The sequence below is a fragment of the Psychroserpens sp. AS72 genome (assembly GCF_038900375.1).
GTDB lineage: Bacteria > Bacteroidota > Bacteroidia > Flavobacteriales > Flavobacteriaceae > Psychroserpens.
Window position 1 is genome coordinate 551,998 of sequence record NZ_JBBMRC010000002.1, and the last position, 23,282, is coordinate 575,279.

Below are 23,282 nucleotides of genomic sequence, written 5' to 3' on the forward strand. Positions count from 1 at the left end.
CTAACAAATAATTAGCGCTTTTACTTAAATTAGAAATACTGAATACTAAATACTGAATTTAAACAGTTAACACTAAAAACTCACCTTTTAAAGGCTCTAAATTTTCTATCAACTTAGGGATAAGCACATTACCATACTCTAAATAAAACTCAGAGAAATTCATATTGCGTTCTTGTAAACTTTGACGTGGAAACAACTCATCTTGCAAAGCTGTCACACGCTTTAAATAATCGCTTAGTTTTCGCTTTTGTGCTTTGAGCAATCTGCTCTCCAAATGTTCCAGTCCGTTGATTTGTTTCATTTCTTGAGCTTTCACAGCACCAATAAAGGATTGATCGGTTTGCTCTGCAATTGTATACAAATCTTTAAATTGTTGTATTAAATGCGCTTTTTGTGACGAAAAATCGATGTTTACTTCAGAAACTTGTTTGGTCACCTTAGTTCGTAACGCATTCTGTTTTAAAAATAAATCGGTTACTGAAACGTCTAACTTTTCAAGTTTCTCCTGTTGCTTATCTGTCATTATCACTACAGAATTTCGTAACAACAACATAGGAAACGTCACTTTTTGCGCTTCAAAATTAGATTTGAGTTGCAACCAATAGGCCAACTCACCTCCTCCTCCAATATAACAGAGGTTTGGCAAAATCACTTCTTGATATAAAGGTCTCATAATCACATTTGGTGAAAACCTCTGCGGAAAGTCATTGACTTCATTTATTATCTCACTCTTGCTCCAGGAAATATTAGTGTTTAGAACTTTGTAAATTCCGTTGGTTTCCACAATGCGTTCTCTTACATCTTTTGTGATGTAGAACAAATTGATTTCTCTCGGATTAACTTGAATTTTATAATTTCCGTCTAACGCATTAAGCTTTTCATTGGCTTGAGATACTTTATCAAAAGACGTTTGATTGACCAACTCGTCTTCTACATAAGGTAAAAACAAACGTTTTAAATCGATATCATTTCCATCAACAATGACTAAACCGTACTCCTTGAACAATTCATTAACCAAATAACGCATTGCGTCTGTTAGATTTTGATGTTCTAAATAGGCGTCTTTGAATAATTGTTTTATGTGGTGTGCATTTGTTGTAGAATTTAACTGACTCGCAAAAGCTTCAAAAACTTGGTCTAATCCATTAAGATCCAATTCACCTACTGCTCCAGAGGCTTCACGATTCCATTGTACTTTTTGTCCGCGGAAATTAAAATAATTAATCTCTTCAAAATCGTGATCTTCGGTTGCCATCCAATAGATTGGCACAAAATCTTGATTTGGATATTCAGCTTTTAACTGTGTACACAAATTAATGGTAGAAATGATTTTATAGAAAAAATAAAGAGGTCCTGTAAACAAATTAAGTTGGTGACCTGTCGTAATTGTAAATGTAGAATCGTTGCCTAATAAATCAATATTATGTTGAGTTGCTTCGGAAATTTCAACTGAAGCATATTGGTTTTTTAATGACTGAACTAACACTTTTCTCGTTTCCGAAGAATAAGAACGTTGCTTCTCTTCTATTTGAGCTTTAAAATTTTCAAGCTTTGGAAACCGATTATAAAATGATTTCAAATCGGAATTTTCATCTAGATAATCGCAAATTAAAGAAGAGAAATAGTTGGTTTCTCTAAACGGAATATAGTGTGTTGGCATAGTTTCAATTCAATTCTTTGGTAAAGATAATGTACTAAACTTTTTTTGAGTCCTAAATTTTAGTTAATTGATAAGGTCTTTAATATATTTACTAAATATCAATTAATACCGATTTTCATTTATGAATAAGTCATTTACTTTCATCTTCACGTTTTTATGTTCTGTCTCAATTTTTGCTCAAAACCTACAATCACCTTCTACTTTTTTAGGTTATGACATAGGCACAAAATTCTCTAGACATCATCAGGTTGTTGATTATTTTGAGCATGTAGAAAGCCAATTTCCGCAGCAAGTAAAATTAGAACAATATGGAGAAACAAATGAAAGACGACCATTAATGTTGGCTTATATTTCTTCCGAAGAGAACATGAAAAACCTTGAGCAAATACGAGAAAACAATCTCAAAAATGCTGGAATTCTAGAAGGCACATCAACTACAAATGATATTGCGATTGTGTGGTTGAGTTATAATGTGCATGGAAATGAAGCATCGAGTACAGAAGCGTCTATGTTAACCATTTTTAAATTGCTCACTGAGAATGCAGCCTATTTAAAAAATACGGTTGTAATTATTGATCCTTGTATAAATCCAGATGGTCGTGATCGTTATGTCAATTGGTATAATGAAACTGCGAATGTGCCTTATGATATTGACCAACAAGCTAGTGAACATAGCGAACCTTGGCCTGGAGGAAGACCAAACCATTATCTATTTGATTTAAATAGAGATTGGGCTTGGGCAACTCAAGTAGAAACGCAAGCACGATTAAAAGTGTATAACAAATGGATGCCTCATATTCATGTCGATTTTCATGAGCAAGGGATTAATGAACCTTATTATTTTGCTCCAGCTGCCGAGCCATTTCATGAAATTATTAGCGATTGGCAACGGGATTTCCAAACACAAATTGGAAAAAACCACGCCAAATATTTTGATGCCGAAGGTTGGCTATATTTCACTCGTGAGCGTTTTGATTTATTGTATCCAAGTTATGGTGATACGTACCCAACCTATATGGGTGCCATTGGTATGACGTATGAGCAAGGTGGTCATGGACGTGCAGGTTTAGGGATTTTAAATGACGAAGGTGATGAATTAACTTTAGTTGACAGATTAACACATCATACAGTTTCAGGATTATCTACGGTAGAAATTTCTTCTAAAAATGCAAAGCAATTAAACACAGAGTTTGGTAAGTATTTTGATAACTCGAAGCTTTTATATAAGAGTTATGTTTTACATGGAGATCAAGACAAAATTAAAAGCTTAACGCAACTATTAGATCAACATGAGATTACTTATGGTTATGCTCAAGGCGGAAAAGTAACTGGTTTTAACTATTCATCTTCTAAACAAGGTCAATTAAACACAACACAAAAAGATTTGGTGGTGAGCACCAACCAACCTAAAGGAAAAATGGTCAAAGTACTATTTGAACCTAATACCAAATTGAGTGACTCTTTGACTTATGATATTACTGCCTGGTCTTTGCCTTATGCTTATGGGTTAGATGCGATTGCTAGCAAAAGCATTATAACTATGGTTAATAAAACATTCTCAGGATACTTAATAGAGCTACCTGACACTAATGCAACTGCATATGTTTTAGAATGGGATAATATGATGGACGCTCAGTTTCTAGCAGATCTTTTAAAGCAAAACATTAAAGTCCGTTTTACTGAAAAACCATTTATCGCTCAAGACAAAACTTACAAAAGAGGCTCATTGATTATTGTGAGAGGTGATAATAATAAAATAGAAGATTTTGATAATAAAATATCCAAAACTGCTTCAAAACACAATAGAGCACCAAAAGCCATTCTCTCTGGCTTCTCCACCTCAGGACCAGATTTTGGGTCGCCAGATATTAAATTGGTAAATCCGCCAAAAATCGCAATGCTCTCTGGAGATTATACGTCGTCTTTGAGTTATGGAGCATTGTGGCACTTTTTTGAACAACAGCTTCACTATCCTGTGACGTCTATAAATACAGAGAATTTATCTCGCACCAATTTATCTAAATACAACGTACTCATTATGCCAAATGGCTATTATGGAGGTTTTTTAAATGAAAATCTAACAGAGAAAATTAAAACTTGGATTCAAGCTGGCGGAAAACTCATCGCTATAGATGGTGCTTTAAACAGTTTTGCTGGTAAGGAAGGTTTTGGGTTAAAACGTAATGTGGCTGATTCAACTCAAGAAGAAAAACAAAATAAGACCATTAAATATGCAGATAGAGAACGTGATAATACTAAAAACTTAATTACAGGTGCTGTTTTTAAAACTGATGTTGATAATACACATCCAATGGCTTTTGGCTATGACGATCACTATTTTACTTTAAAACTAGGAAGTTCATCGTACAGTCTTTTAGAAAACGGTTATAACGTTGCTTATCTTGGTGACAATCCTAAAAACGTATCTGGATATGCTGGACAACAAGCACTTAAAAAATTAGATAATTCTTTAATTTTTGGCGAGCAACGTATGGGAAGCGGAAGCATTATTTATATGGTAGATAATGTGATGTTTAGAAGTTTTTGGGAAAACGGAAAACTGTTTTTTGTGAATTCTATCTTTTTTGTAAATAATAATTTGGTTGAGTTATAAGATTGGTCTTTACATCTGTTCTTCTGAAATTATAAGTTATAACTTCATATATTCTTGTACAATAATTTAAAAAACAAATCCTGAAAGAAGCACTTTATCATATAAAAACAGATGACAAGCAAACCATTGCGCTTTGGAAATTAAACTCTGAAACAATATTAGACAAGCATATTTTTTTGACTCACGGGACTTTTTCAAACAGAAAAATATGTGACGGAATTGCATCTTATTTAACCGAAAAGGGATTTACGTGTTGGATAATGGAATGGAGAAATCACGGAAAAAGCTCAAAAACCAAACAGAAGTTTAATTTTGAGACTATTGCCAAGTTTGACCTCAAATCAACATTTGATTTCCTTTTTAAAATTCAGAATATAAAAAACATCGATTGTTTGACTCATAGTGGTGGCGGAATCATTTTAACAATGTTTTTAATAAACAATCCTAATTACATAGAAAAAATTAATAGCATTACTTTTTTTGGAGTACAAGCTTTTGGAGCTGGAGCGAAATTAAGTAATAGAATAAAAATTTTGGCAAGCAAATACGTAACTGCATTGTTAGGAAAAGTCCCTTCAAAAACTGCTGACTCAACAGAACATAGCGAAAGCTACCACACCATGAAACAGTGGTTTGATTGGAATCTAAAAAAGAATTTTATTGGAGAACATGGTTTTGACTATTTAAAAAAAATGAATCAAATTAAGATTCCCATATTATCAATTTGCGCTAAAGGAGATCGATTTATAGCTCCAAAAGAAGGTTGTGAACAATTTTTAAACGCATTTGAAAACGAGAAGAACATTTTACTATTCTGTTCTAAAGAGAATGGAAATTTAGAAAACTATAATCACAGTCGGATTTTAAAATCTAAAAACTCAAGAAAAGAAATATGGCCAATTGTAAAAGATTGGATGTCTTAAATTAACTACTTGCACTAGTCAACTTGAGAATCGTTATAATCACAAGAGTTTATAGAGTCTCTATTTCATTTAATTTTGCTAAATTAGTACATACTCAAAGCTAACAGTAACAGTATTTATTTGATTTTTTCTGCGGAAATCCTAAAACTCAAACCCCTTACTTATGATCAAAATTATTCCATACAAAAACGCACATCAAAATGGAATTGAAATCATGATGAACAACATCGCTATGGAGTTTGACCATGATATATTTTCTAAACCTTCAAAAGCGACACCAAATATTCCTGATGCTTATTGGGTTGCTTTAAATGGTGATGACGTTATTGGAACCATTGGAGTGCTCAACATAGAAAATGATTTTGCAATTTTAAAAAAAATGATGCTCAAAAAAGAGTATCGTGGTAAATCTCTAGGCGTTTCAAAATCGCTATTAGAAACCGCTATTAATTGGTGTAAGGACAATCACATTCCTAAAATTTATCTAGGCACTATGACTCAGTTTAAAGCCGCTCAATTGTTTTACAGCAACAATGGGTTTGTTAGAATTTCCGAAGAAAAACTACCCGATAATTTCTTGAATAATCCATTAGATACGGTCTTTTTTGTAAGAGAATTGAATTAAGCTAGTATTTTATTCCTTCTTAAAACAACCATACCTAAAAGGATTGACACTAATTTGACACTTTTTTTACATTTCTAATAGCTACACAGCTTACAATCAAACTTATATTTACGATAGTCAATCTCAAAACAAAACTATTATGAAAAAAGATGCAATTATATACTTCGGAAAAATAACAATATTAATACTATTAATCTTTTGTTTTTCAAATTGTAAAAACAACCAAACAGAAGAACCAGCTCCTGATGATCTTGCATTGGTTAACTCCAATATGGAACTTGTTAACACCAATAAAATTCCAGATTTGTATTATGGTGTTGATGCTCGGTTTTCGCCTATAAAAAAATCTGATATTCATAAAGCCACCACAATTTATGATTTTCTAAATGCTGGAGAAAAAGAACAAATAGCACATATCAATTCGGTTAAGTTAGTTATCATCAAAAACAACCAACAAAGTGACATCCAAGCTTATGGAGATAGTGACCAACTCACTGATGAACAACTAAACATATTGAGATCTACAGATTACTTTAGCCATTTTACGATTAAAACCCAATTCAAGGAAAAAAATAAGGAAAATGGTAAAATGGAAGAACGTTTTTTTGGTCCTCACATCACTGTTGTACCAGATAAGCAAGCCACTTATAATGATGGTCATGAAGCGTTAATCAATTACCTTAAAGAGAACAGTAAAGAAAGTATGAACGTAATTAAAGGTGATAATCTTGGAGCCATTAAACTCTCTTTTATAGTGACTAAAGAAGGTACAATTGCACATGTAAAACATGATGCCATGACAACAGGTTATGCATCTATTGATCAAAAACTCAAGGAACTCATCAAAAACATTCCTGGTGAATGGACACCTGCAGAAAACGCTCAAGGCGAAAAAATGGATTATGAATTCGTGTTTACATTTGGACTTAGAGATGGTTGTTAGGCACATAAACATCTTAAATATATCTTCTGTACTTATTTAAATTCTAGAAATTCACACCATTTTAATGCAAATTGAAATTGTCACTAAATAAAGTATTAACATTTTGTGATAAAATTCTGACTATCCACATGTTATCTTCTTGATTTTAAATTTTTAAAAAGCTAACTTCGTTTAACGTGGAATATAAAACATTGAAACGCTTGTATATTCACGAATCATTGCCATTCATTGCGGAACGCACTCAAACTCAATAAATAATATATGAACAAATTAAATAAATGGATTCTAATAAATTGTTTGGTTTCATTTTTAATGTTTTGTTATATTTTTTATAGCCATATGAGTGTATCAGGTGGTGATATTGCTATTTATGCTTTAAATATAATATTCGGAATTCTTCAAATAATAGTGGTATCAATACTAATTTGGAAAAAAGAAAATACATTTTATAGGATTATATTTTTCATTATACTACTTCAAATAATTGAAATTACTATTATGACGATTTGGGGTTATAGAATAAGGGCATTTCTTATATCATTTTAATTATCTGAACTGAAAACCAAAAACTGGATTAATTGCGGAATTTAGAAAGTTTCGGAATTGCTTACTCAAACGGAATTGAAAAATATTACGGAATAAAATGCCGACTAAATTTACTCAAACGCTGAAAATCGAAAATCGGAATTTATAGAAATAATTTGAACTAAAAAAACAACGAAATGGCAACACCGTATAAAAACAATGCTTAGTTTAGTGCTTAATCAAGAGTCCGTGCACTTTTGTAACATCTGATTTTCCTTCGGAAAATCCTCGCATACAAACCCGCAACTATCCTTATACATAAACGTTACGAACTAAAAAAAAACGCCTCTTAACTCACAACCTCAGCATACAAATCAAAGCCTTCTACAAGAGTAATTAAATTATAGAAACTCACACCATTCTAATGCAAGTTGAAATTATTACTAAATACAGTATTAACATTTTGTGATAAAATTCTGACTATCTACATGTTGTCTTCTTGATTTTGTATTTTTAAAAAGCTAACTTCGTTTAACGTAGAATATAAAACATTGAAACGCTTTTATATTCACGGATCATTGTGGTTAATTGTTAAGAACATAATATAATGGCTAATTGTATATTCTGTAATTGTAAAAAGGTAAGTAAAGAGCATCTCTGGGGAAAATGGTGGACGGAATATTATCCTCCTAGCAAAAAAAGTATGCTCATTAGAGATGACCATACTATTACTAAGCGTGACTCAAACAATGAGGTAATCGAAGAAAAAGGACAATTTTCTAATGTAGGTAATTCCATGACCAAAACCACAAAAGTGGTTTGTGAGAATTGCAATAACACATGGATGAGTCAAATAGAGAATGATATGAAAAAAGCATTTCATTCTATCTACATTAAAAAAAAGGAAACTATTTCGACGAATTCAGAATTAAGTATAAGAAAATGGATGTATTTGAAGTACTGTCTTATAGATCGTGCATATTCAGATCAAAGCTCAATGATTTCTAGTAAATTACCTAATTTCCTTCAAATTAAAGAAAAAATAGAATTTCAACGCACGGAATGTTGGTCTCAATTTTTAGAAGGTAAAGTAATACCAAGTGAATTCCATTTCTTCATCGCTCGATCCACAAAAGACTGCAAGTTTGGATCATTTAATCATTTACCTTTGATGTTGATGGATAGGAACAACTCATTAAATGTTAACATAGTCGACACTTGTATGTTTTTTAATGGTCACTTCATAGGTATCGTTACTAGTCATGATGGTATCGCAAAACATTTACTTAATTATACAAAAGATGAAAACTTAAATCCGTTTAGGCTTTTAAATATGAATACACAAGAATTACCTATAGATTTTGAGGTTCATGGCAGTGTTCTTGAAGAAGAAGTCCTTTCAATACTTGAGAATAAATTAAATAGAAAATTACGTAGAAATTTTATTTAACTTATAACACAACATATACACAAAAACGTGTATAATTAATTGCTTGGTTCTATGTTTACTAAATTACGTACTTCATATCGCAATCAAACATAAAAAAACCGTTAAACGAACTAGTCAAAAAACCCCTTCTTAACTCACAACCTCAGCATACAAATCAAAGTCTTCTGCTTCTGTAACTTTTACTGTTGCAAATTCCCCTGTTTTTAAATAGGTTGCTGTAGCATCAATTAAAACTTCGTTATCAACGTCTGGCGAATCAAATTCTGTACGACCAACAAAATAATTACCTTCTTTTCTGTCGATAACCACTTTAAATGTTTGTCCGATTTTTTGCTGATTCAACTCAAAAGAAATTTGAGATTGAATTTCCATAATCTGGTTAGCACGATCCATTTTTACCTCTTCAGGTACATCATCTTCAAGATTATAGGCATGTGTATTTTCTTCGTGAGAATAAGTAAAACAACCCATACGCTCAAAACGCATGTCTTTAACCCATTGTTTTAAAGTTTGAAAATCGTCTTCGGTTTCTCCAGGATAACCAACAATTAATGTTGTTCTAATGGTCATTTCTGGCACTCTTTCTCTAAAGTCTTTAAGCAACTTTGTGGTTTTCTCTTGCGTTGTCCCACGACGCATACTTTTTAATATAGAATCACTAATATGCTGCAACGGAATATCTAAATAGTTACAAATTTTAGGCTCGCGCTTCATAATATCTAACACATCCATTGGGAAACCCGTTGGAAATGCATAATGCAATCTAATCCACTCAATACCTTCTACCTTAACTAAGTGCTCAAGTAATTCGGCAAGATTACGTTTTTTGTATATATCTAATCCGTAGTATGTTAAATCTTGAGCAATTAAAATTAATTCTTTAACTCCATTGGCTGCTAATTTTTCAGCTTCGGTAACAAGATTTTCAATAGGTGTACTTCTATGTTTCCCTCGCATAATTGGGATGGCACAAAAACTACATGGTCTATCACAACCTTCAGCAATTTTTAAATACGCATAATTTTTTGGTGTTGTTGTTAAACGTTCACCAATGAGTTCATGCTTATAATCTGCACCTAAAGCTTTTAATAATTGAGGCAACTCTGTAGTCCCAAAATACTCGTCTACATTTGGAATTTCCTTTTGCAAATCTGGCTTATAACGTTCACTTAAACATCCTGTTACAAACACTTTATCAACCTCTCCTGCTTCCTTTTTTTGCATGAATTCAAGTATAGTATTCACACTTTCTTCCTTGGCATTATTGATAAAGCCACAGGTGTTAATCACTACGACATTTCCTTCTTCTTCATGAACAACATCCTTTCCACTGGCTTTTAATTGTCCCATCAACACTTCGCTATCGTACACATTTTTGCTACATCCTAGTGTTACAACGTTGATTCTGTTTTTCTTAAGTGATTTTGTTCTCATGATTTCTTTCCGTAAAAACGGAAAACTTTTAATTAATATCCAATTTCAAAACACATAACTACGCTGTTACAATTTTGAGCATGCAAAGATACGTAATGATTTGTGATAAACTGTTAAAACCTGATTCTGACCTAGTATTTGTTTTCAGTTGGAACGAATTTTTATTCAATTAGCAATTATAATTCTGAAAGACTAACTCGTTAACTTGAAAATTATATCAATAAACCGACAAAGAATGATCACGAACACATTAAAAAAGAAATAAGTATTAGTATGTAATTGGAAAAAATCAGTCAAATCTTTTAGAAACCATAAGAAAAAGCAATCTTATCGTATAATATTTTTACGATATCTAGATATCATAATAATTTTATTCTTCAAATCTCACCTCTTCTTAAGGTTCTGAAAATTAAATCTTAGTCAAATCAGGTTTAAACCTTTTTTATCTTTAATAGTCTTAGTATAAAATCAATACCATGAAATCTTCAAGTTTAATACTTTTCATTAGTAGTATTCTATTTTTTAGTTGTTCTTCGGAAGACACACAGCCTTATATTGAACAAGAGGCCATATATTTTCCTCCACTTACTTCGGAAACGTGGGACACTAAATCCATGTCTGAAATAGGATGGAATGTCACTGAATTACAACCACTCTTAGACTATCTCGAAATTAAGAACACCAAAGGATTCATCATGCTCCACAACGGAAAAATCGTCGTAGAATCTTATATGAATGGTCACGCAGAATCATCATCTTGGTATTGGGCAAGTGCAGGAAAAACCTTAACAACAACAGTTACAGGAATTGCTCAAGACGAAGGCATTTTAGATATAAATGATAAAGTATCAGATTATATTGGTACAGGATGGACGAGTATTCCTTTAGAAAAAGAAAATCTTATTACGAATAAACATCTGCTATCCATGACATCTGGATTAGATGATACTTCAGATGATATTTCCGTAGAAAACCTTCAATACATCGCAGACGCAGGAGATCGTTGGGCTTATCATGGTGTGTTTTTAAAATTACAAGATGTTATTTCTAGCGCAAGCAATCAAACTTGGAACACCTATTTTAATACCAAACTCAAAGATAGAATTGGAATGTCAGGAGCTTGGATTCCGTTTGAAAGTACAAATGTCTATTGGAGCACAACGAGAAGTATGGCACGTTTTGGACTACTAACATTTGCCAACGGCTCATGGGAAGACACTCAAATTGTATCTCAAAATTTCTTGAATCAAGCCACAAACACATCTCAATCTATTAACCAAGCTTACGGTTATTTATGGTGGCTCAATGGAAAATCTAGTTACCATTTACCACAATCGCAATTTGAATTTGATGGTGAACTCATTTCAAATGCACCAAGTGATATGTATTGTGCGTTGGGAAAAAACGATCAAAAAATCTATATCGTACCTAGTAAAAAATTAGTCGTTATTAGAATGGGAGAAGCAGCAGATGGTTCAAACTTTGCGCTTTCAAATTTTGATAATGAGCTTTGGGAAAAGATTAATTTGCTTATTAATTAATTGTATGATTTAGGAGCAACTCGCATTTTAGATGCTTGCTCATAAACATAAGCCCATTCTAGTAATTGCTTTTCTCTTAAACGTGAACTAATAAACGTTAATCCTTTTGGCTCACCAGTTTCTGTATAACCCATAGGAATTGTAATTGCTGGATATTCTGCAACTGCAGCAAAACCTGCGTGATAATTATTAATGGATAAAATACCATCTAAGTTATGTGTTGTCATTGGTTCGTCAAAGAAACGTTTTCCGTTAGTTTTTAAAGTCGCTTTGATTTTAGAAAACTCCTCATCAGTAGCAGAATCATCAGCAATACCTTGGAATAATTTTTGTCCGTAAGGCATAAAATTCAAACTGTCTTTTTTATTAAATGCCATGATATCTTCAATAGATGTGTAGCCTAGTTTAGAATTTCCGTAGGTATCCAAATAGCTTACTAAATCGGTTTTCATATCTAGATTTAATAATCTGAGAAAGCCTGGAAGATTTATATCTTGAGCTTCAATTTCTACAATTTCTGCACCTTGAGAAATCAAAATGTTTAGTGCATTGGCATACAATTCATCTTCCATCAAACTTTTAAAAGCGCCAAATCGTTTGTTATATAGAGTCGCTTTTTTAAAACTTCCTGCTGTATAATATCGAACTGGAGGGTCAAAAATAGACTTTGAATCTGATGGATCTTCACCTCTTAAAACATCTAAAAGAATCGCATTATCCGTTACATTTTTAGTGATTGGTCCTGCAGTATCCAAAGTAGAAGAAATTGGCACAATCCCACTACGACTCACTAAACCAATAGTAGGTTTTAATCCTACAGTAGAATTTTGACTCGCTGGTGATAAAATAGATCCTGAAGTTTCACTACCAATAGCTGCCACACAAAAATTGGCTGCTACAGCAACAGCACTACCAGAACTAGAACCTCCTGTATCTATAGTTTTACGACCGTACGGATTTAAGGTTTGCCCACCAATTGCAGAATAGCCACTTGGGCAATCACCACAGAAAAAATAAGCCCATTCGCTTAAATTAGCCTTTCCTAAAATTAAAGCACCTCTATCTTTTAAGCGTTCAACAATAAAAGCATCGTCTGTGATATTATCTTTTAATGCTACTGCTCCTGCAGTTGTTGGCATTTCTGAAGTGTTAATATTATCCTTTAGAAGTATTGGCATCCCAAAAACTGGGTGCTTCATCATTTTATTAAGTAATGCTCTGTCTTTTTGTTTTGCCTCAACGATAACATTTGGATTTAAAGCGATGACCGAATTTAAAGACAGCTCATTTTCGCGATCAAATTGTCTAATGCGATATAAATAAAATTTGGTAAGTTGCTCGTAAGATAATTTACGTGCATTGATATGTTGTTGAATTGTTGGGATGTCTTGATCTAAAATCAACGGTTTGAAACGGTTGAAATCAGCTTCTTTAAAGTCTTCCATTTGAGGACTAATAGTTTCCCAAATTTCAACTTTGGAAAGATGTTTAGAGTCTAAGACTTTAAACGCTCTAAAATCTTTTGTAGAGATTGCGCTTAAATCTTCAGTTGCCTCACGCTCTTTAGTACTGTTTTCTTTTGAGTTTTTTTCTTCGGAAGGTTTGCAGCTTACAACACATAAAACAAAGCAAAATAGAATTAGATATCGCATAACTTGTATTTTTAATAAAAATACGGAAAAATCAACTGCGATTTTCAAAAGGAATGATTGTTCCTTTTTCGATATAATTTTTAAAACCTAACAATAATTGTGACCAGCAAAATGAAGAATTTCTAAATTCATGATTATTCTCTGGCCAATTGATATGTGAGAACTTGAATAAGGTTTTGTCATTGTCTTCCTCTAAAGTGATTCCGAATGTAGTTGGATTCCAATCACTATCTGCATTAGTTATTTTGAGATAGAAGTATTCATTTGTTTTTACTTTAGAAACTTCTGCAAACCAATTATAATCGTCGGTAAAATTGAGGTTATAGGTCGTGCCAAGTTCAGGTTGCCCTGAAGATTTCAAGGTCCACCAATTATCTAAATGTTTAGGCAAACAGAATGCTTCATACACCTGTTGTTTAGAGGCATCAATATAGAAGTCGAAATAGATATTATGCATAAGGGTTGAAACGATTTATGAATTCATAAACATAACTTCCTATAAAGATAAATAAAATTGAATAGATAAAAAGTGCCCAAATCAAAAACGAATTGTAACGTTCTTTTTTAAAGCTTAAATAACAATAACCACCTATTATTGTAAATACTATGACAAGAATAAACTGTGGAAAAACAGCAAATTTCCATAGATACTTTGGAATTAATGGATTATCAAAAGTGTTAATAATATTAGAAACAGTATTTATTAAATAGTATAACACTCGAATAAGCGCAAAGCCAAAAGTCACAGTTGAAAGTACTTTTAAAGTCTTCTCGTTATTCAATTTTTAGTATGCTATTTAAAGAAACTATCTACAAACTCATATTTATTAAAAACCTGTAAATCTTCAATTCCTTCACCTACTCCAATATATTTTACCGGAATTTGAAATTGGTCACTAATACCAATCACTACACCACCTTTTGCAGTACCATCAAGTTTGGTAACTGCTAATGTTGTCACTTCTGTAGCTGCAGTAAATTGTTTGGCTTGTTCAAATGCATTTTGACCTGTAGAACCATCTAAAACTAACAATACATCATGAGGCGCATCACCAATTACTTTTTGCATCACACGTTTTACTTTAGTTAACTCATTCATTAAGTTAATCTTATTGTGTAAACGTCCAGCTGTATCAATAATAATCACATCTGCATTTTGGTTAACTCCAGATTGTAAGGCATCAAAAGCGACACTTGCTGGATCACTTCCCATGTCTTGTCGTATCATTGGTACATCAACACGATCTGCCCAAACTTGTAATTGATCTATGGCTGCTGCTCTAAATGTATCTGCAGCACCAAGGACTACTTTAAGTCCTTTCTTTTTAAACTGATAAGCCAATTTACCAATAGTTGTTGTTTTACCAACACCATTGACACCTACTACCATTAGAACGTATGGTGTTTTTGAACCATCGGCTTGTTTTGGCAATTCAGGAATCACATACTCAGTATCTTCTCCAGAATTGGTTTCAGATAATAATCCTGCTATTTCTTCGCGTAAAATTTGGTTTAATTCTGAAGTTCCTAAATATTTATCTTTAGAAACACGTTCTTCAATACGCTTAATAACTTTAAGTGTTGTATCCACTCCAACATCACTAGACACTAAAATTTCTTCTAAATTATCTAAAACGTCATCATCAACTTTAGATTTACCTGCTACTGCCTTATTTAATTTAGAGAAAAACGTTGTTTTCGATTTCTCTAACCCTTTATCTAGGGTTTCTTTTTTTTCCGAAGAAAATATTTTTTTAAAAAAACTCATTCTATTGTTAAGTTGTTTGTACTGAAACAAGTTCAGTATATATAATTGAGATATTAAGTTACTCTAATCTCTTCAACATACAAAGCAATTTCCTTGCCTTAAAAAATTACTGCTAATATGTCAGTTATCTCTCAAATATAGACATAAAAAAACTGCTTTCATATATGAAAGCAGTTCGTAATTAAACAATAAATGTTTAATTTATTTTTTGTTTAAAAAATCATTAACAAACTCTGGCGCCATTACTGACTCCACAAACATGTAAGCTCCAGTTTTTGGAGATTTTACCATTTTGATTGCTTTTGTAAGTCTCTTAGATCCTGTTTGTAATGATGCTACTGATTTCTTTGCCATGATAAATTTATTTATCATTTCCACGAAAGTGGAAACCTAATTGTTTTTATTATTTAATCTCTTTGTGAACTGTCATACGCTTTAAAACAGAATTAAATTTCTTAATTTCCATTCTATCTGGCGTGTTCTTTTTGTTTTTTGTAGTAATGTAACGAGAAGTTCCCGGTTGCCCAGACTCTTTGTGCTCTGTACATTCTAATATAACCTGTATTCTATTTCCTTTTTTTGCCATTGTACGTGTATTTAACGCGTGATGCTATTATTTTATAAATCCTTTAGATTTCGCTTCTTTTAATGCAGCAGAAATACCAATCTTATTGATTGTTTTTAACGTTGAAGCAGCTACTTTTAAAGTAACCCACTTATCTTCTTCAGGAATATAAAAACGCTTCTTTAATAAATTAGCGTTGAATTTACGCTTTGTTTTATTCATTGCGTGAGATACGTTGTTTCCAACCATCGCTTTCTTTCCAGTAAGTTCACAAACTCTTGACATTTCTTTCTAACTTTATATGATGTTATACTGTGCCTATTCTCTAATACCTCTTATAGATATTTTTAAACAGGGTGCAAATTTAATAAAACTTTGTAATACAGGCAAACTAAAACTGTTACTTTTTTAAAATTTCTTTCTGTAACATTTCAAAGGCTTTATTTGCTGCTTTGTTGATGACTTTAACACGATGATTTCCAAAGCTAAATTTTTCAGAATAAACCTCCGTTTTTGTGGCGATTGCAATATATACAATTCCTAAATCTTCGGCTGTATCATCTTTAGTTGGTCCTGCGTTACCTGTTGTAGCAATCGCAAAATCTGTATTAAATAATTGTAACACATTTTTCGCCATAGCTTCTGCAACTTCTCCACTGACCACAGAATGTTTATCTATTATAGCTTCGGAAACTTTAAGCACATTAACCTTTGCTTCTTTTGTATAACTTACAATACTTCCTTTAAAATATTTTGATGCTCCTGTATTTGTGGTAAAACGTTCTGCTAATAAACCTCCTGTGCAACTTTCTGCTGTTGCAACTGTCTTTTGTTGCTTTGTGAGCTGTTTCCCAATAACAGCCTCAATAGATAAATCGTCTTCAAAACCAACAAATATATCTGCTATTTGAGGTAGCAGTAATTGTGTTTGCTTCTCCATTTCCGAAGAAATGATTGTTTTATCGTCACCTTTTGCCGACAATCTTAATCGCACACGACCTAAACTTGGTAAGTATGCTAATTTGATAAATCCTGGCAATTCGTCTTCAAATTTTTCTATACGTTCTGCTACAGAGCTTTCACCTAAACCATAGGTTAAAAACGTTTTGTGTTCAATGTAAGGAAATTTAAAACGTGATCGTAATTTTGGGATGACTTCATTGTCAATTAATGCTTTCATCTCATATGGAACACCTGGAAGCGAAATAAAAATGGTATTATTTTTTTCTAACCACATCCCTGGAGCACTGCCATACCTATTCATAAGGACATCAGCTTTAGAAGGCACTAATGCTTGATCTAAATTCACTTGGGTAACAGGTTTCTTAATAAATACCTTCCATAAATGCTCGATATTTTTTCTAACGGAAATATCTTCCTTTAAGGTATCGTCAAAATAATCTGTAATAGTTTTTTTGGTAATATCATCTTTTGTTGGACCTAAGCCTCCTGTAACAATAACGATATCTGCATTAGCTTCTGCCTCTTCAAACGCCTTTAAAATATGGGTTCGATCATCCTGTACAGATGTGATTTGATACACTGAAACACCAATTTTATTAAGTTGTTTTGCTATAAATGCTGAATTTGTGTCAACGACTTGACCAATGAGAATCTCATCACCAATGGTAATAATTTCTGCTAACATTATAAGTTGAAGTCTTCTTTAATCTCTGTAGTAGCTTTTTCTACAGCAGTTAATACTAATTCTAATTGACTAGAACAATCTTCTCCTACTTTCTCAAATTTCCCCCAATCTTGAACGACAAGAAGATCTTGTAAAACGCCAAGTTCAAATAAATCTATGGTTGGTTTCATTTTATGAGCAGCTTGATACGTTTCTTTATAATCTAATGTTGCTACTGCTTTCTTGAGTCGTTCAGCATCTTCTGGCACTTCTTCAATAAATGCTTCGGCAAGCGCCTGGATAAAATCCATATCATTATCTGCCAATTCTTTAACTCTACTTAATTTGTAATATTGTTCCATTATTTAACTGTAATTGAAAACAATTGTTTGTCTTCTATAAATCCTTTTAGTCTATCATTAGCAATAACTTTGCCAACTCCTGCAGGAGTTCCCGTAAAGATAATATCTCCAATCTTTAAAGTGAAATATTTTGACACATATTCTATAATTTCATCTATTTTCCAGAGCATTAGGCTTGTATTTCCGTTTTGCACGAGCTCGTCATTCTTTTTTAAACTAAAATTGAGATTATTTAAATCTTCAAAGTTTTTCTTGTTGAGCCACTCACCTATCACTGCTGCACCATCAAAAGCTTTAGCTTTTTCCCATGGTAATCCTTTTGCTTTCAATTGTGCTTGTAAGTCTCGTGCAGTGAAATCAATTCCTAATCCTATCTCATCATAATATTTATGAGCAAATTTTTTATCAATATGCTTTCCTACTTTATTGATTTTCACCAAAACTTCAACTTCGTGATGCACATCATCAGAAAAATCTGGAATAAAAAAAGGCTGCTTTCTTAATAATATAGACGTATCTGGTTTTAAAAACACAACTGGATCTGTTGGTTTTTCGTTTTCTAACTCTTTAATGTGGTCTGTGTAGTTTCGACCTATGCAGATTAGTTTCATATTTTTTGTCATTCCTGCGAAGGCAGGAATCTATTTAATTCTCCTTTTGTTTTTTTGGATTCCTGCCTTCGCAGGAATGACAACTAACTTAGTTTATTATTAAAAGCTCTCAATTTAATGGCAGTCAACACTTTTTTTGTGTACAATGGAAAATCTGCATTAAGCAACCATCCAAAATAACCAGGTTCTTTATCTAAAACTTCTGTAACTAGCTTACCCTTATGCTTTCCGAAGGAAAAACATTCTATACCTTCTTTATTATAGGTAATAAATCCGGCAAAATCTGCGAATTTTTTACGTGAACTGAATTCTGCCAGAAAGTTAGCATCATTCTCTAAGTCTTCATATCTATCTAATTGCGCTTTAAGCACTTCATATGTTGCTAAGGTATCTGCTTCTGCACTGTGTGCATTATCTAAGCTTTTGTCGCAATAAAATTTATAGGCTGCACTTAATGTGCGCTGTTCCATTTTATGAAAAATAGTTTGCACATCAATAGACTTTGTGGTTTTCATATCAAAATCTACATCTGCACGCAACATTTCTTCGGCTAATACAGGAATATCAAATCGATTTGAATTAAAACCTCCTAAATCACAATCTTTAATTAATTGATAGACTTCCTTAGAGATGTCTTTAAAGGTTGGTGCATCTGCTACATCTTCATCTGAAATTCCATGAACTAAAGTCACTTCTGGTGGAATTGGAATGGTTGGATTGACACGTTTAGTGTAAGTTTCCTCCTTTCCGTCTGGATATACTTTAAGGATTGAAATCTCGACTATTCTATCGTTTGTGATGTTAATTCCTGTCGTTTCTAAATCAAAAAAACAGATGGGTTTCGTGAGGTTGAGTTGCATTATTATAAATTGATATTTTTACAAATATACCCTTAAATTTTATTAATTTTAGCCTAGAATTGCCCAAGATTATGCGTTTTATTTTAGTGTTGATTTTTTGTTTCATACTTCCTCTTACTTCTTTCTCACAAATGAGTAATAATCCCTATGTGACATTAGTAGAAGAGAAAACAGGTAAACGTCTCCAGCTATTTGCAGAAAACACAGATTCTATCCCTTATATGGTGTTTTTGCGAGTAACAACTACAGATTACAGGAGAACGAGTAAACGTCCAATTTTAAAAGAAATTCCTGGCAATTCAAAGCTACTTCTCAAGACCCTTATTTTATTAGATGGTAAAGAAGGTCTTTATGATACTACTTTTATTGTTAACGAAGTAACGACCAATTTAGCCATTAGAAAGAGTAAAGAATTTGATGTTAAAATTACTGGTGCCAAATTGGATAAAAACGTTTTAATTTTCACCAATACTAATTGTGCTTTATGTGACGAAGCTTTAACTATTCTTAGCGATAATGCGTTTAGCTACGAGGATTTTAATCTAGATACAGACATTAAAGCATTAGACCTTTTAAAATCTGAAATTGGCGACTCAACATCTATAGAAGCTATTAATTTTCCTGTTCTAAAAATTGAGGACAACATATATACTGAAATTAAAACGCGACAGGAGTTTATTGATATTTTGAAGACGCATTTTGAGTAATACAATTTCCGAAGAAAAAAATAGATATAAAAAAAGCACAACCTAAAGATTGTGCTTTTGCTTTTCATATAGTAATGAGATTCTTCGCTTTGCTCTGAATGACATTTTCAATTTAGATTTCTCTATTAGAATCCCAAGCTTCTAAATAATCTTTTACTGCTTTTACAAATTGTCCGCCAAGCGCACCATTAACAACACGATGATCATAAGAATGGGATAAGAACATTCTATAACGAATGCCTATAAAATCACCTTCAGGAGTTTCAACAACTGCAGGCACTTTTCTAATAGCACCTAAAGCTAGAATTCCAACTTGTGGTTGATTAATAATTGGTGTTCCCATAATACTTCCGAAGGTACCAACATTTGTAACTGTATATGTTCCTCCAGCAATATCGTCTGGTTTTAATTTATTATCTCTTGCACGAGCAGCCAAATCATTAACTTTTTTGGTCATCCCAACTAAGTTTAATTGATCTGCATCTTTAATCACTGGCACAATTAAATTACCATCTCCTAAAGCTGCTGCCATACCTAAATTGATATGTTTTTTCTTAATTACTGTATCACCTTGTAATGAAATATTCATCATTGGGAAATCACGTAATGCTTTTGCAACTGCTTCCATAAAGATTGGAGTGAACGTTAAGTTCTCACCTTCTCTCTTAAAGAATTCATCTTTGACCTTTTTTCTCCAATTCCATATTTTAGTCACATCTGCTTCAATAAAACTTTGAACATGAGCAGCTGTTTGAACAGACTCAACCATATGATGTGCAATTAATTTGCCCATTCTAGTCATTTCTATAATCTCATCGTCTCCAGTTGCGACCACAGGAGCTGACTCTATTTTCTTCTCTACAGCTTTAGTTGGAGCTGGTTGAGACTTTGGAGTTTCTTGAGCTACTTCTTTTGCAGAAGCTGGTTGAGATCCTCGATTTTCTACAAATGCAAGTATGTCATTTTTAGTGACACGACCATCTTTTCCTGTTCCTGAAATACCATCTAATTCTGCTTGAGAAATTCCCTCTTGCTTTGCGATGTTTCTAACTAATGGTGAGTAAAAACGATCTCCTGAACTTACAACAGGTGCTGTAGTTTCTTTTGCTGCTACGACTGTTTGAGCAACCTCAGCAACAGCAATAGGCTCTGCAACTTCTTTTGCTGGTTCTGCTTTTGGAGTTTCTACTGAACCTCCTGCTTCTCCAGCAATTTCTATGACAGCAATAGTTTGACCTACTTGAACGAGATCATCAACCTCAAACAATTTTTCAATCAAAACACCATCTACTTCACTTGGTACTTCACTATCTACTTTATCTGTTGCAATTTCAAAAACTGCCTCATCTGCTTCAATAGTATCACCAACATTCTTCAACCAAGATGTTATTGTTGCTTCTGCAACACTCTCTCCCATTTTAGGAAGCTTTAGTTCAAATTTTGCCATATCTGTAATCTAGCGTGTGTATTTTGTTAGTTGATTGCAAAATTAATTAAAAAACAACACATTTGTTGCGATTATTTCAATTAATTATCCTCAAAAGGAAATAATGGTTCCTCTACTTTTAGAGCTATTACTTCCGATGATAAAGTTAGAATTTTTTGGTAGAATCTTAAAGGTAGCGCTACAATTTTTAGGTGTATTGGAAATGATTTCGATGATTGACTTAAAACTGAGGTGATTATTATCTAAAATATACTCTGTATCATCATTATAATTTTCAATACTGGTTTGTAAGCTTAACTCTTGTTTTAATGCCTTTTCTATGAGTATATTCATTTCCGAAGATAACAACACATAATTACGTTTTGGTTGTATGTCGTCATTTGAAGACTTTTTAAATAATGGTGCACATCTAATTCCCAACCATACAAGTGCATCAAACGCTACATTAGATTTAAAATGTTTGTTGTAAAAAATTTGCATTGCTCCATAAAAACGCTTGGCATACGTTTTATCTTTTAACGTACTTTCTCCTTTAAAATGTATAACCGTTGTTGCTCCATAATACATGTTATCATAACCTGCTTGACTCACTTTATAAGACAGGTCTATATCTTCGCCATACATAAAATAATCTTCATCAAAGCCATTCACTTCATTGTAAATAGATGTTTTAAGAAACATAAATGCGCCAACAAAAATTGGAGCTAATCCGGTAGATTTCTCATTAATCTCATTTACATAATATGAACTTGATAATCCGAGCATTTTTTTAATTGCAACATGAGGCGTCGGGACTTTTCGTTTACTTTCTGGTAGAAATTGACCTTGACCATCAATTAATCTACAACCAATGATGCCTAGATTTTTTTGTGCTTCGGAAATTTTAAGTAGCAATTCAAAAGTATCTTCTGCAACAACTGTGTCTGGATTTAGAATACAGAGATACTCACCTTTTGCTTCTTTAACTGCAATATTGTTTCCTTTTGAAAATCCGTAGTTTTCAGAATTCTCTATTAATTTTACCTTCGGAAATTGGCGTTTCACCATCTCACAACTATCATCTTTAGACAAATTATCAATGACGATGATTTCAGAATCTATATGAATTAAAGCCGCTTCAACACTTTTAATACAAAGCTCCAAAAAATGACGCACATTGTAATTGAGTATGATGACAGATAATTTCAATAGTCTATTATGATTTTAGAGATGCCTCAAAAGGGATTCTATTAATTATACTTCTACCAAGAGTGACCTCATCTGTGTATTCTAGCTCATTTCCGACGGAAATACCTCTAGCAATTGTAGATGTTTTTATATCGTAATCTTGAATTTGTTTGTAAATATAGAAGTTGGTTGTATCGCCTTCCATAGTAGATCCAAGTGCAAAAATGAGTTCGGTAATTGCACCTTGCTTAACTTTCTCTACCAAAGAATATATATTTAATTCATTAGGACCTATCCCATCCATTGGAGAGATTTTTCCGCCTAAAACATGATACAAGCCTTTAAAAGAGCTCGTGTTTTCAATGGCCATAACATCTCTTATATCTTCAACAACACATACGATGTTTTCGATACGATTAGGATTTGCGCAAATTTCACAAACATCTGTATCACTAATATTATGACAGCTTTTACAAAATTTTATTTCGGTACGCATGGTACTTAACGCTTTTGTAAAACTAAGGGTTTGCTCCTTAGGTTGGCGCAACAGATGTAATACTAAACGTAATGCTGTGCGTTTACCAATACCTGGTAATTGCGACATTTCATTGACTGCGTTTTCTAGTAATTTAGAAGAAAATTCCATAGTTGCGAATTTACAATTTGTAATACCATTTACCAATTAAAATTACTGCAATAAATTGCGCCTTTTCCCTTTCTACTTCAATCAATAAGTGGTATAAAACAATTTCAATTAGCTTTAATTAAAAACACCACCATTATAAAATTAATGGTGGTTGT

23 protein-coding genes are annotated in these 23,282 nt (G+C 32.6%); 7 read left to right on the plus strand and 16 right to left on the minus strand.

What is annotated here, in order from left to right; all coding sequences use genetic code 11:
- Positions 1-58 precede the first annotated feature (58 nt).
- Complete coding sequence (bshC, locus tag WNY78_RS05995; protein WP_342872285.1) at positions 59-1,660, minus strand: bacillithiol biosynthesis cysteine-adding enzyme BshC; 1,602 nt, start codon at positions 1,658-1,660, stop codon at positions 59-61.
- 121 nt (positions 1,661-1,781) lie between these two features.
- On the opposite strand from bshC, the gene WNY78_RS06000 reads away from it, so the two are divergent.
- The 5 genes from WNY78_RS06000 (at position 1,782) to WNY78_RS06020 (ending at position 8,740) form a co-directional block, all read left to right on the plus strand.
- Positions 1,782-4,274 (plus strand): M14 family metallopeptidase, encoded by a 2,493-nt coding sequence (locus WNY78_RS06000; protein ID WP_342872286.1) that lies wholly within the window; start codon positions 1,782-1,784, stop codon positions 4,272-4,274.
- A 176-nt stretch (positions 4,275-4,450) separates the two neighbouring features.
- Positions 4,451-5,197: an alpha/beta fold hydrolase gene (locus WNY78_RS06005; RefSeq protein WP_342872287.1), complete on the plus strand. Its 747-nt coding sequence runs from the start codon at positions 4,451-4,453 to the stop codon at positions 5,195-5,197.
- A 163-nt stretch (positions 5,198-5,360) separates the two neighbouring features.
- Positions 5,361-5,822 carry a GNAT family N-acetyltransferase gene (locus WNY78_RS06010; protein WP_342872288.1) on the plus strand — a complete coding sequence of 154 codons (462 nt, stop codon included), beginning with the start codon at positions 5,361-5,363 and terminating at the stop codon, positions 5,820-5,822.
- Between the two features lie 139 nt (positions 5,823-5,961).
- The gene (locus WNY78_RS06015) at positions 5,962-6,765 is read left to right on the plus strand and encodes a hypothetical protein (RefSeq protein ID WP_342872289.1); all 804 of its coding nucleotides are present in this window, start codon (positions 5,962-5,964) and stop codon (positions 6,763-6,765) included.
- 1,132 nt (positions 6,766-7,897) lie between these two features.
- Complete coding sequence (locus WNY78_RS06020) at positions 7,898-8,740, plus strand: hypothetical protein (protein ID WP_342872290.1); 843 nt, start codon at positions 7,898-7,900, stop codon at positions 8,738-8,740.
- A gap of 129 nt (positions 8,741-8,869) precedes the next feature.
- Here WNY78_RS06020 and rimO read toward each other — a convergent pair whose 3' ends face one another.
- Positions 8,870-10,174 (minus strand): 30S ribosomal protein S12 methylthiotransferase RimO, encoded by a 1,305-nt coding sequence (gene rimO, locus WNY78_RS06025; RefSeq protein ID WP_342872291.1) that lies wholly within the window; start codon positions 10,172-10,174, stop codon positions 8,870-8,872.
- Positions 10,175-10,650: 476 nt separating this feature from the next.
- Between rimO and WNY78_RS06030 the strand changes: the two genes are divergently transcribed.
- A complete protein-coding gene (locus tag WNY78_RS06030) occupies positions 10,651-11,715 on the plus strand; it encodes a serine hydrolase (protein ID WP_342872292.1) in 1,065 nt (354 codons plus the stop codon).
- On the opposite strand, the gene WNY78_RS06035 is transcribed toward WNY78_RS06030, so the two are convergent.
- The 11 genes from WNY78_RS06035 to WNY78_RS06085 form a co-directional block, all read right to left on the minus strand.
- Positions 11,712-13,367: an amidase family protein gene (locus WNY78_RS06035; protein WP_342872293.1), complete on the minus strand. Its 1,656-nt coding sequence runs from the start codon at positions 13,365-13,367 to the stop codon at positions 11,712-11,714. The two genes, WNY78_RS06030 and WNY78_RS06035, sit on opposite strands and share 4 nt — an antisense overlap.
- 31 nt (positions 13,368-13,398) lie before the next feature.
- Positions 13,399-13,824, minus strand: coding sequence for an SRPBCC domain-containing protein (locus tag WNY78_RS06040; protein ID WP_342872294.1), 426 nt, complete (start codon positions 13,822-13,824; stop codon positions 13,399-13,401).
- Entirely contained in the window at positions 13,817-14,149 is a 333-nt protein-coding gene (locus tag WNY78_RS06045; RefSeq protein WP_342872295.1) for a hypothetical protein, read from the minus strand. The genes WNY78_RS06040 and WNY78_RS06045 overlap by 8 nt, the downstream gene beginning before the upstream one ends.
- Positions 14,150-14,160: 11 nt before the next feature.
- Positions 14,161-15,135 (minus strand): signal recognition particle-docking protein FtsY, encoded by a 975-nt coding sequence (gene ftsY / locus WNY78_RS06050; RefSeq protein WP_342872296.1) that lies wholly within the window; start codon positions 15,133-15,135, stop codon positions 14,161-14,163.
- A gap of 201 nt (positions 15,136-15,336) precedes the next feature.
- Positions 15,337-15,489 (minus strand): DUF4295 domain-containing protein, encoded by a 153-nt coding sequence (locus WNY78_RS06055; RefSeq protein ID WP_008271041.1) that lies wholly within the window; start codon positions 15,487-15,489, stop codon positions 15,337-15,339.
- A gap of 49 nt (positions 15,490-15,538) precedes the next feature.
- Complete coding sequence (gene rpmG / locus WNY78_RS06060) at positions 15,539-15,721, minus strand: 50S ribosomal protein L33 (RefSeq protein WP_342872297.1); 183 nt, start codon at positions 15,719-15,721, stop codon at positions 15,539-15,541.
- Positions 15,722-15,748: 27 nt separating this feature from the next.
- Positions 15,749-15,985 (minus strand): 50S ribosomal protein L28, encoded by a 237-nt coding sequence (rpmB, locus tag WNY78_RS06065; protein ID WP_040281104.1) that lies wholly within the window; start codon positions 15,983-15,985, stop codon positions 15,749-15,751.
- A 115-nt stretch (positions 15,986-16,100) separates the two neighbouring features.
- On the minus strand, positions 16,101-17,348 hold the full coding sequence (locus tag WNY78_RS06070) for a competence/damage-inducible protein A (protein ID WP_342872298.1): 1,248 nt from the start codon (positions 17,346-17,348) through the stop codon (positions 16,101-16,103).
- On the minus strand, positions 17,348-17,689 hold the full coding sequence (locus WNY78_RS06075) for an Hpt domain-containing protein (RefSeq protein ID WP_342872299.1): 342 nt from the start codon (positions 17,687-17,689) through the stop codon (positions 17,348-17,350). The genes WNY78_RS06070 and WNY78_RS06075 overlap by 1 nt, the downstream gene beginning before the upstream one ends.
- The gene (locus tag WNY78_RS06080) at positions 17,689-18,300 is read right to left on the minus strand and encodes a fumarylacetoacetate hydrolase family protein (protein WP_342872300.1); all 612 of its coding nucleotides are present in this window, start codon (positions 18,298-18,300) and stop codon (positions 17,689-17,691) included. The genes WNY78_RS06075 and WNY78_RS06080 overlap by 1 nt, the downstream gene beginning before the upstream one ends.
- 83 nt (positions 18,301-18,383) lie before the next feature.
- Positions 18,384-19,160 carry a 3'-5' exonuclease gene (locus WNY78_RS06085; RefSeq protein ID WP_342872301.1) on the minus strand — a complete coding sequence of 259 codons (777 nt, stop codon included), beginning with the start codon at positions 19,158-19,160 and terminating at the stop codon, positions 18,384-18,386.
- A 131-nt stretch (positions 19,161-19,291) separates the two neighbouring features.
- On the opposite strand from WNY78_RS06085, the gene WNY78_RS06090 reads away from it, so the two are divergent.
- Positions 19,292-19,867, plus strand: a complete 576-nt coding sequence (locus WNY78_RS06090; protein ID WP_342872302.1) for a hypothetical protein — start codon at positions 19,292-19,294, stop codon at positions 19,865-19,867.
- 112 nt (positions 19,868-19,979) lie between these two features.
- Here WNY78_RS06090 and WNY78_RS06095 read toward each other — a convergent pair whose 3' ends face one another.
- From WNY78_RS06095 to recR, 3 genes are all read right to left on the minus strand, one after another.
- Positions 19,980-21,314 carry a dihydrolipoamide acetyltransferase family protein gene (locus tag WNY78_RS06095; RefSeq protein WP_342872303.1) on the minus strand — a complete coding sequence of 445 codons (1,335 nt, stop codon included), beginning with the start codon at positions 21,312-21,314 and terminating at the stop codon, positions 19,980-19,982.
- 90 nt (positions 21,315-21,404) lie between these two features.
- Complete coding sequence (locus WNY78_RS06100; protein ID WP_342872304.1) at positions 21,405-22,502, minus strand: glycosyltransferase family 2 protein; 1,098 nt, start codon at positions 22,500-22,502, stop codon at positions 21,405-21,407.
- A 7-nt stretch (positions 22,503-22,509) separates the two neighbouring features.
- Entirely contained in the window at positions 22,510-23,127 is a 618-nt protein-coding gene (gene recR, locus WNY78_RS06105) for a recombination mediator RecR (protein WP_342872305.1), read from the minus strand.
- Positions 23,128-23,282 lie beyond the last annotated feature (155 nt).

Bases quoted from the DNA above. Each gene is read 5' to 3' on its own strand.
- bshC (WP_342872285.1), bottom strand. From the start codon at position 1,660: ATGCCAACACACTATATTCCGTTTAGAGAAACCAACTATTTCTCTTCT.
- WNY78_RS06000 (WP_342872286.1), top strand. From the start codon at position 1,782: ATGAATAAGTCATTTACTTTCATCTTCACGTTTTTATGTTCTGTCTCA.
- WNY78_RS06010 (WP_342872288.1), top strand. From the start codon at position 5,361: ATGATCAAAATTATTCCATACAAAAACGCACATCAAAATGGAATTGAA.
- WNY78_RS06015 (WP_342872289.1), top strand. From the start codon at position 5,962: ATGAAAAAAGATGCAATTATATACTTCGGAAAAATAACAATATTAATA.
- WNY78_RS06020 (WP_342872290.1), top strand. From the start codon at position 7,898: ATGGCTAATTGTATATTCTGTAATTGTAAAAAGGTAAGTAAAGAGCAT.
- rimO (WP_342872291.1), bottom strand. From the start codon at position 10,174: ATGAGAACAAAATCACTTAAGAAAAACAGAATCAACGTTGTAACACTA.
- WNY78_RS06030 (WP_342872292.1), top strand. From the start codon at position 10,651: ATGAAATCTTCAAGTTTAATACTTTTCATTAGTAGTATTCTATTTTTT.
- WNY78_RS06035 (WP_342872293.1), bottom strand. From the start codon at position 13,367: ATGCGATATCTAATTCTATTTTGCTTTGTTTTATGTGTTGTAAGCTGC.
- WNY78_RS06040 (WP_342872294.1), bottom strand. From the start codon at position 13,824: ATGCATAATATCTATTTCGACTTCTATATTGATGCCTCTAAACAACAG.
- ftsY (WP_342872296.1), bottom strand. From the start codon at position 15,135: ATGAGTTTTTTTAAAAAAATATTTTCTTCGGAAAAAAAAGAAACCCTA.
- WNY78_RS06055 (WP_008271041.1), bottom strand. From the start codon at position 15,489: ATGGCAAAGAAATCAGTAGCATCATTACAAACAGGATCTAAGAGACTT.
- rpmG (WP_342872297.1), bottom strand. From the start codon at position 15,721: ATGGCAAAAAAAGGAAATAGAATACAGGTTATATTAGAATGTACAGAG.
- rpmB (WP_040281104.1), bottom strand. From the start codon at position 15,985: ATGTCAAGAGTTTGTGAACTTACTGGAAAGAAAGCGATGGTTGGAAAC.
- WNY78_RS06070 (WP_342872298.1), bottom strand. From the start codon at position 17,348: ATGTTAGCAGAAATTATTACCATTGGTGATGAGATTCTCATTGGTCAA.
- WNY78_RS06075 (WP_342872299.1), bottom strand. From the start codon at position 17,689: ATGGAACAATATTACAAATTAAGTAGAGTTAAAGAATTGGCAGATAAT.
- WNY78_RS06080 (WP_342872300.1), bottom strand. From the start codon at position 18,300: ATGAAACTAATCTGCATAGGTCGAAACTACACAGACCACATTAAAGAG.
- WNY78_RS06085 (WP_342872301.1), bottom strand. From the start codon at position 19,160: ATGCAACTCAACCTCACGAAACCCATCTGTTTTTTTGATTTAGAAACG.
- WNY78_RS06090 (WP_342872302.1), top strand. From the start codon at position 19,292: ATGAGTAATAATCCCTATGTGACATTAGTAGAAGAGAAAACAGGTAAA.
- WNY78_RS06095 (WP_342872303.1), bottom strand. From the start codon at position 21,314: ATGGCAAAATTTGAACTAAAGCTTCCTAAAATGGGAGAGAGTGTTGCA.
- recR (WP_342872305.1), bottom strand. From the start codon at position 23,127: ATGGAATTTTCTTCTAAATTACTAGAAAACGCAGTCAATGAAATGTCG.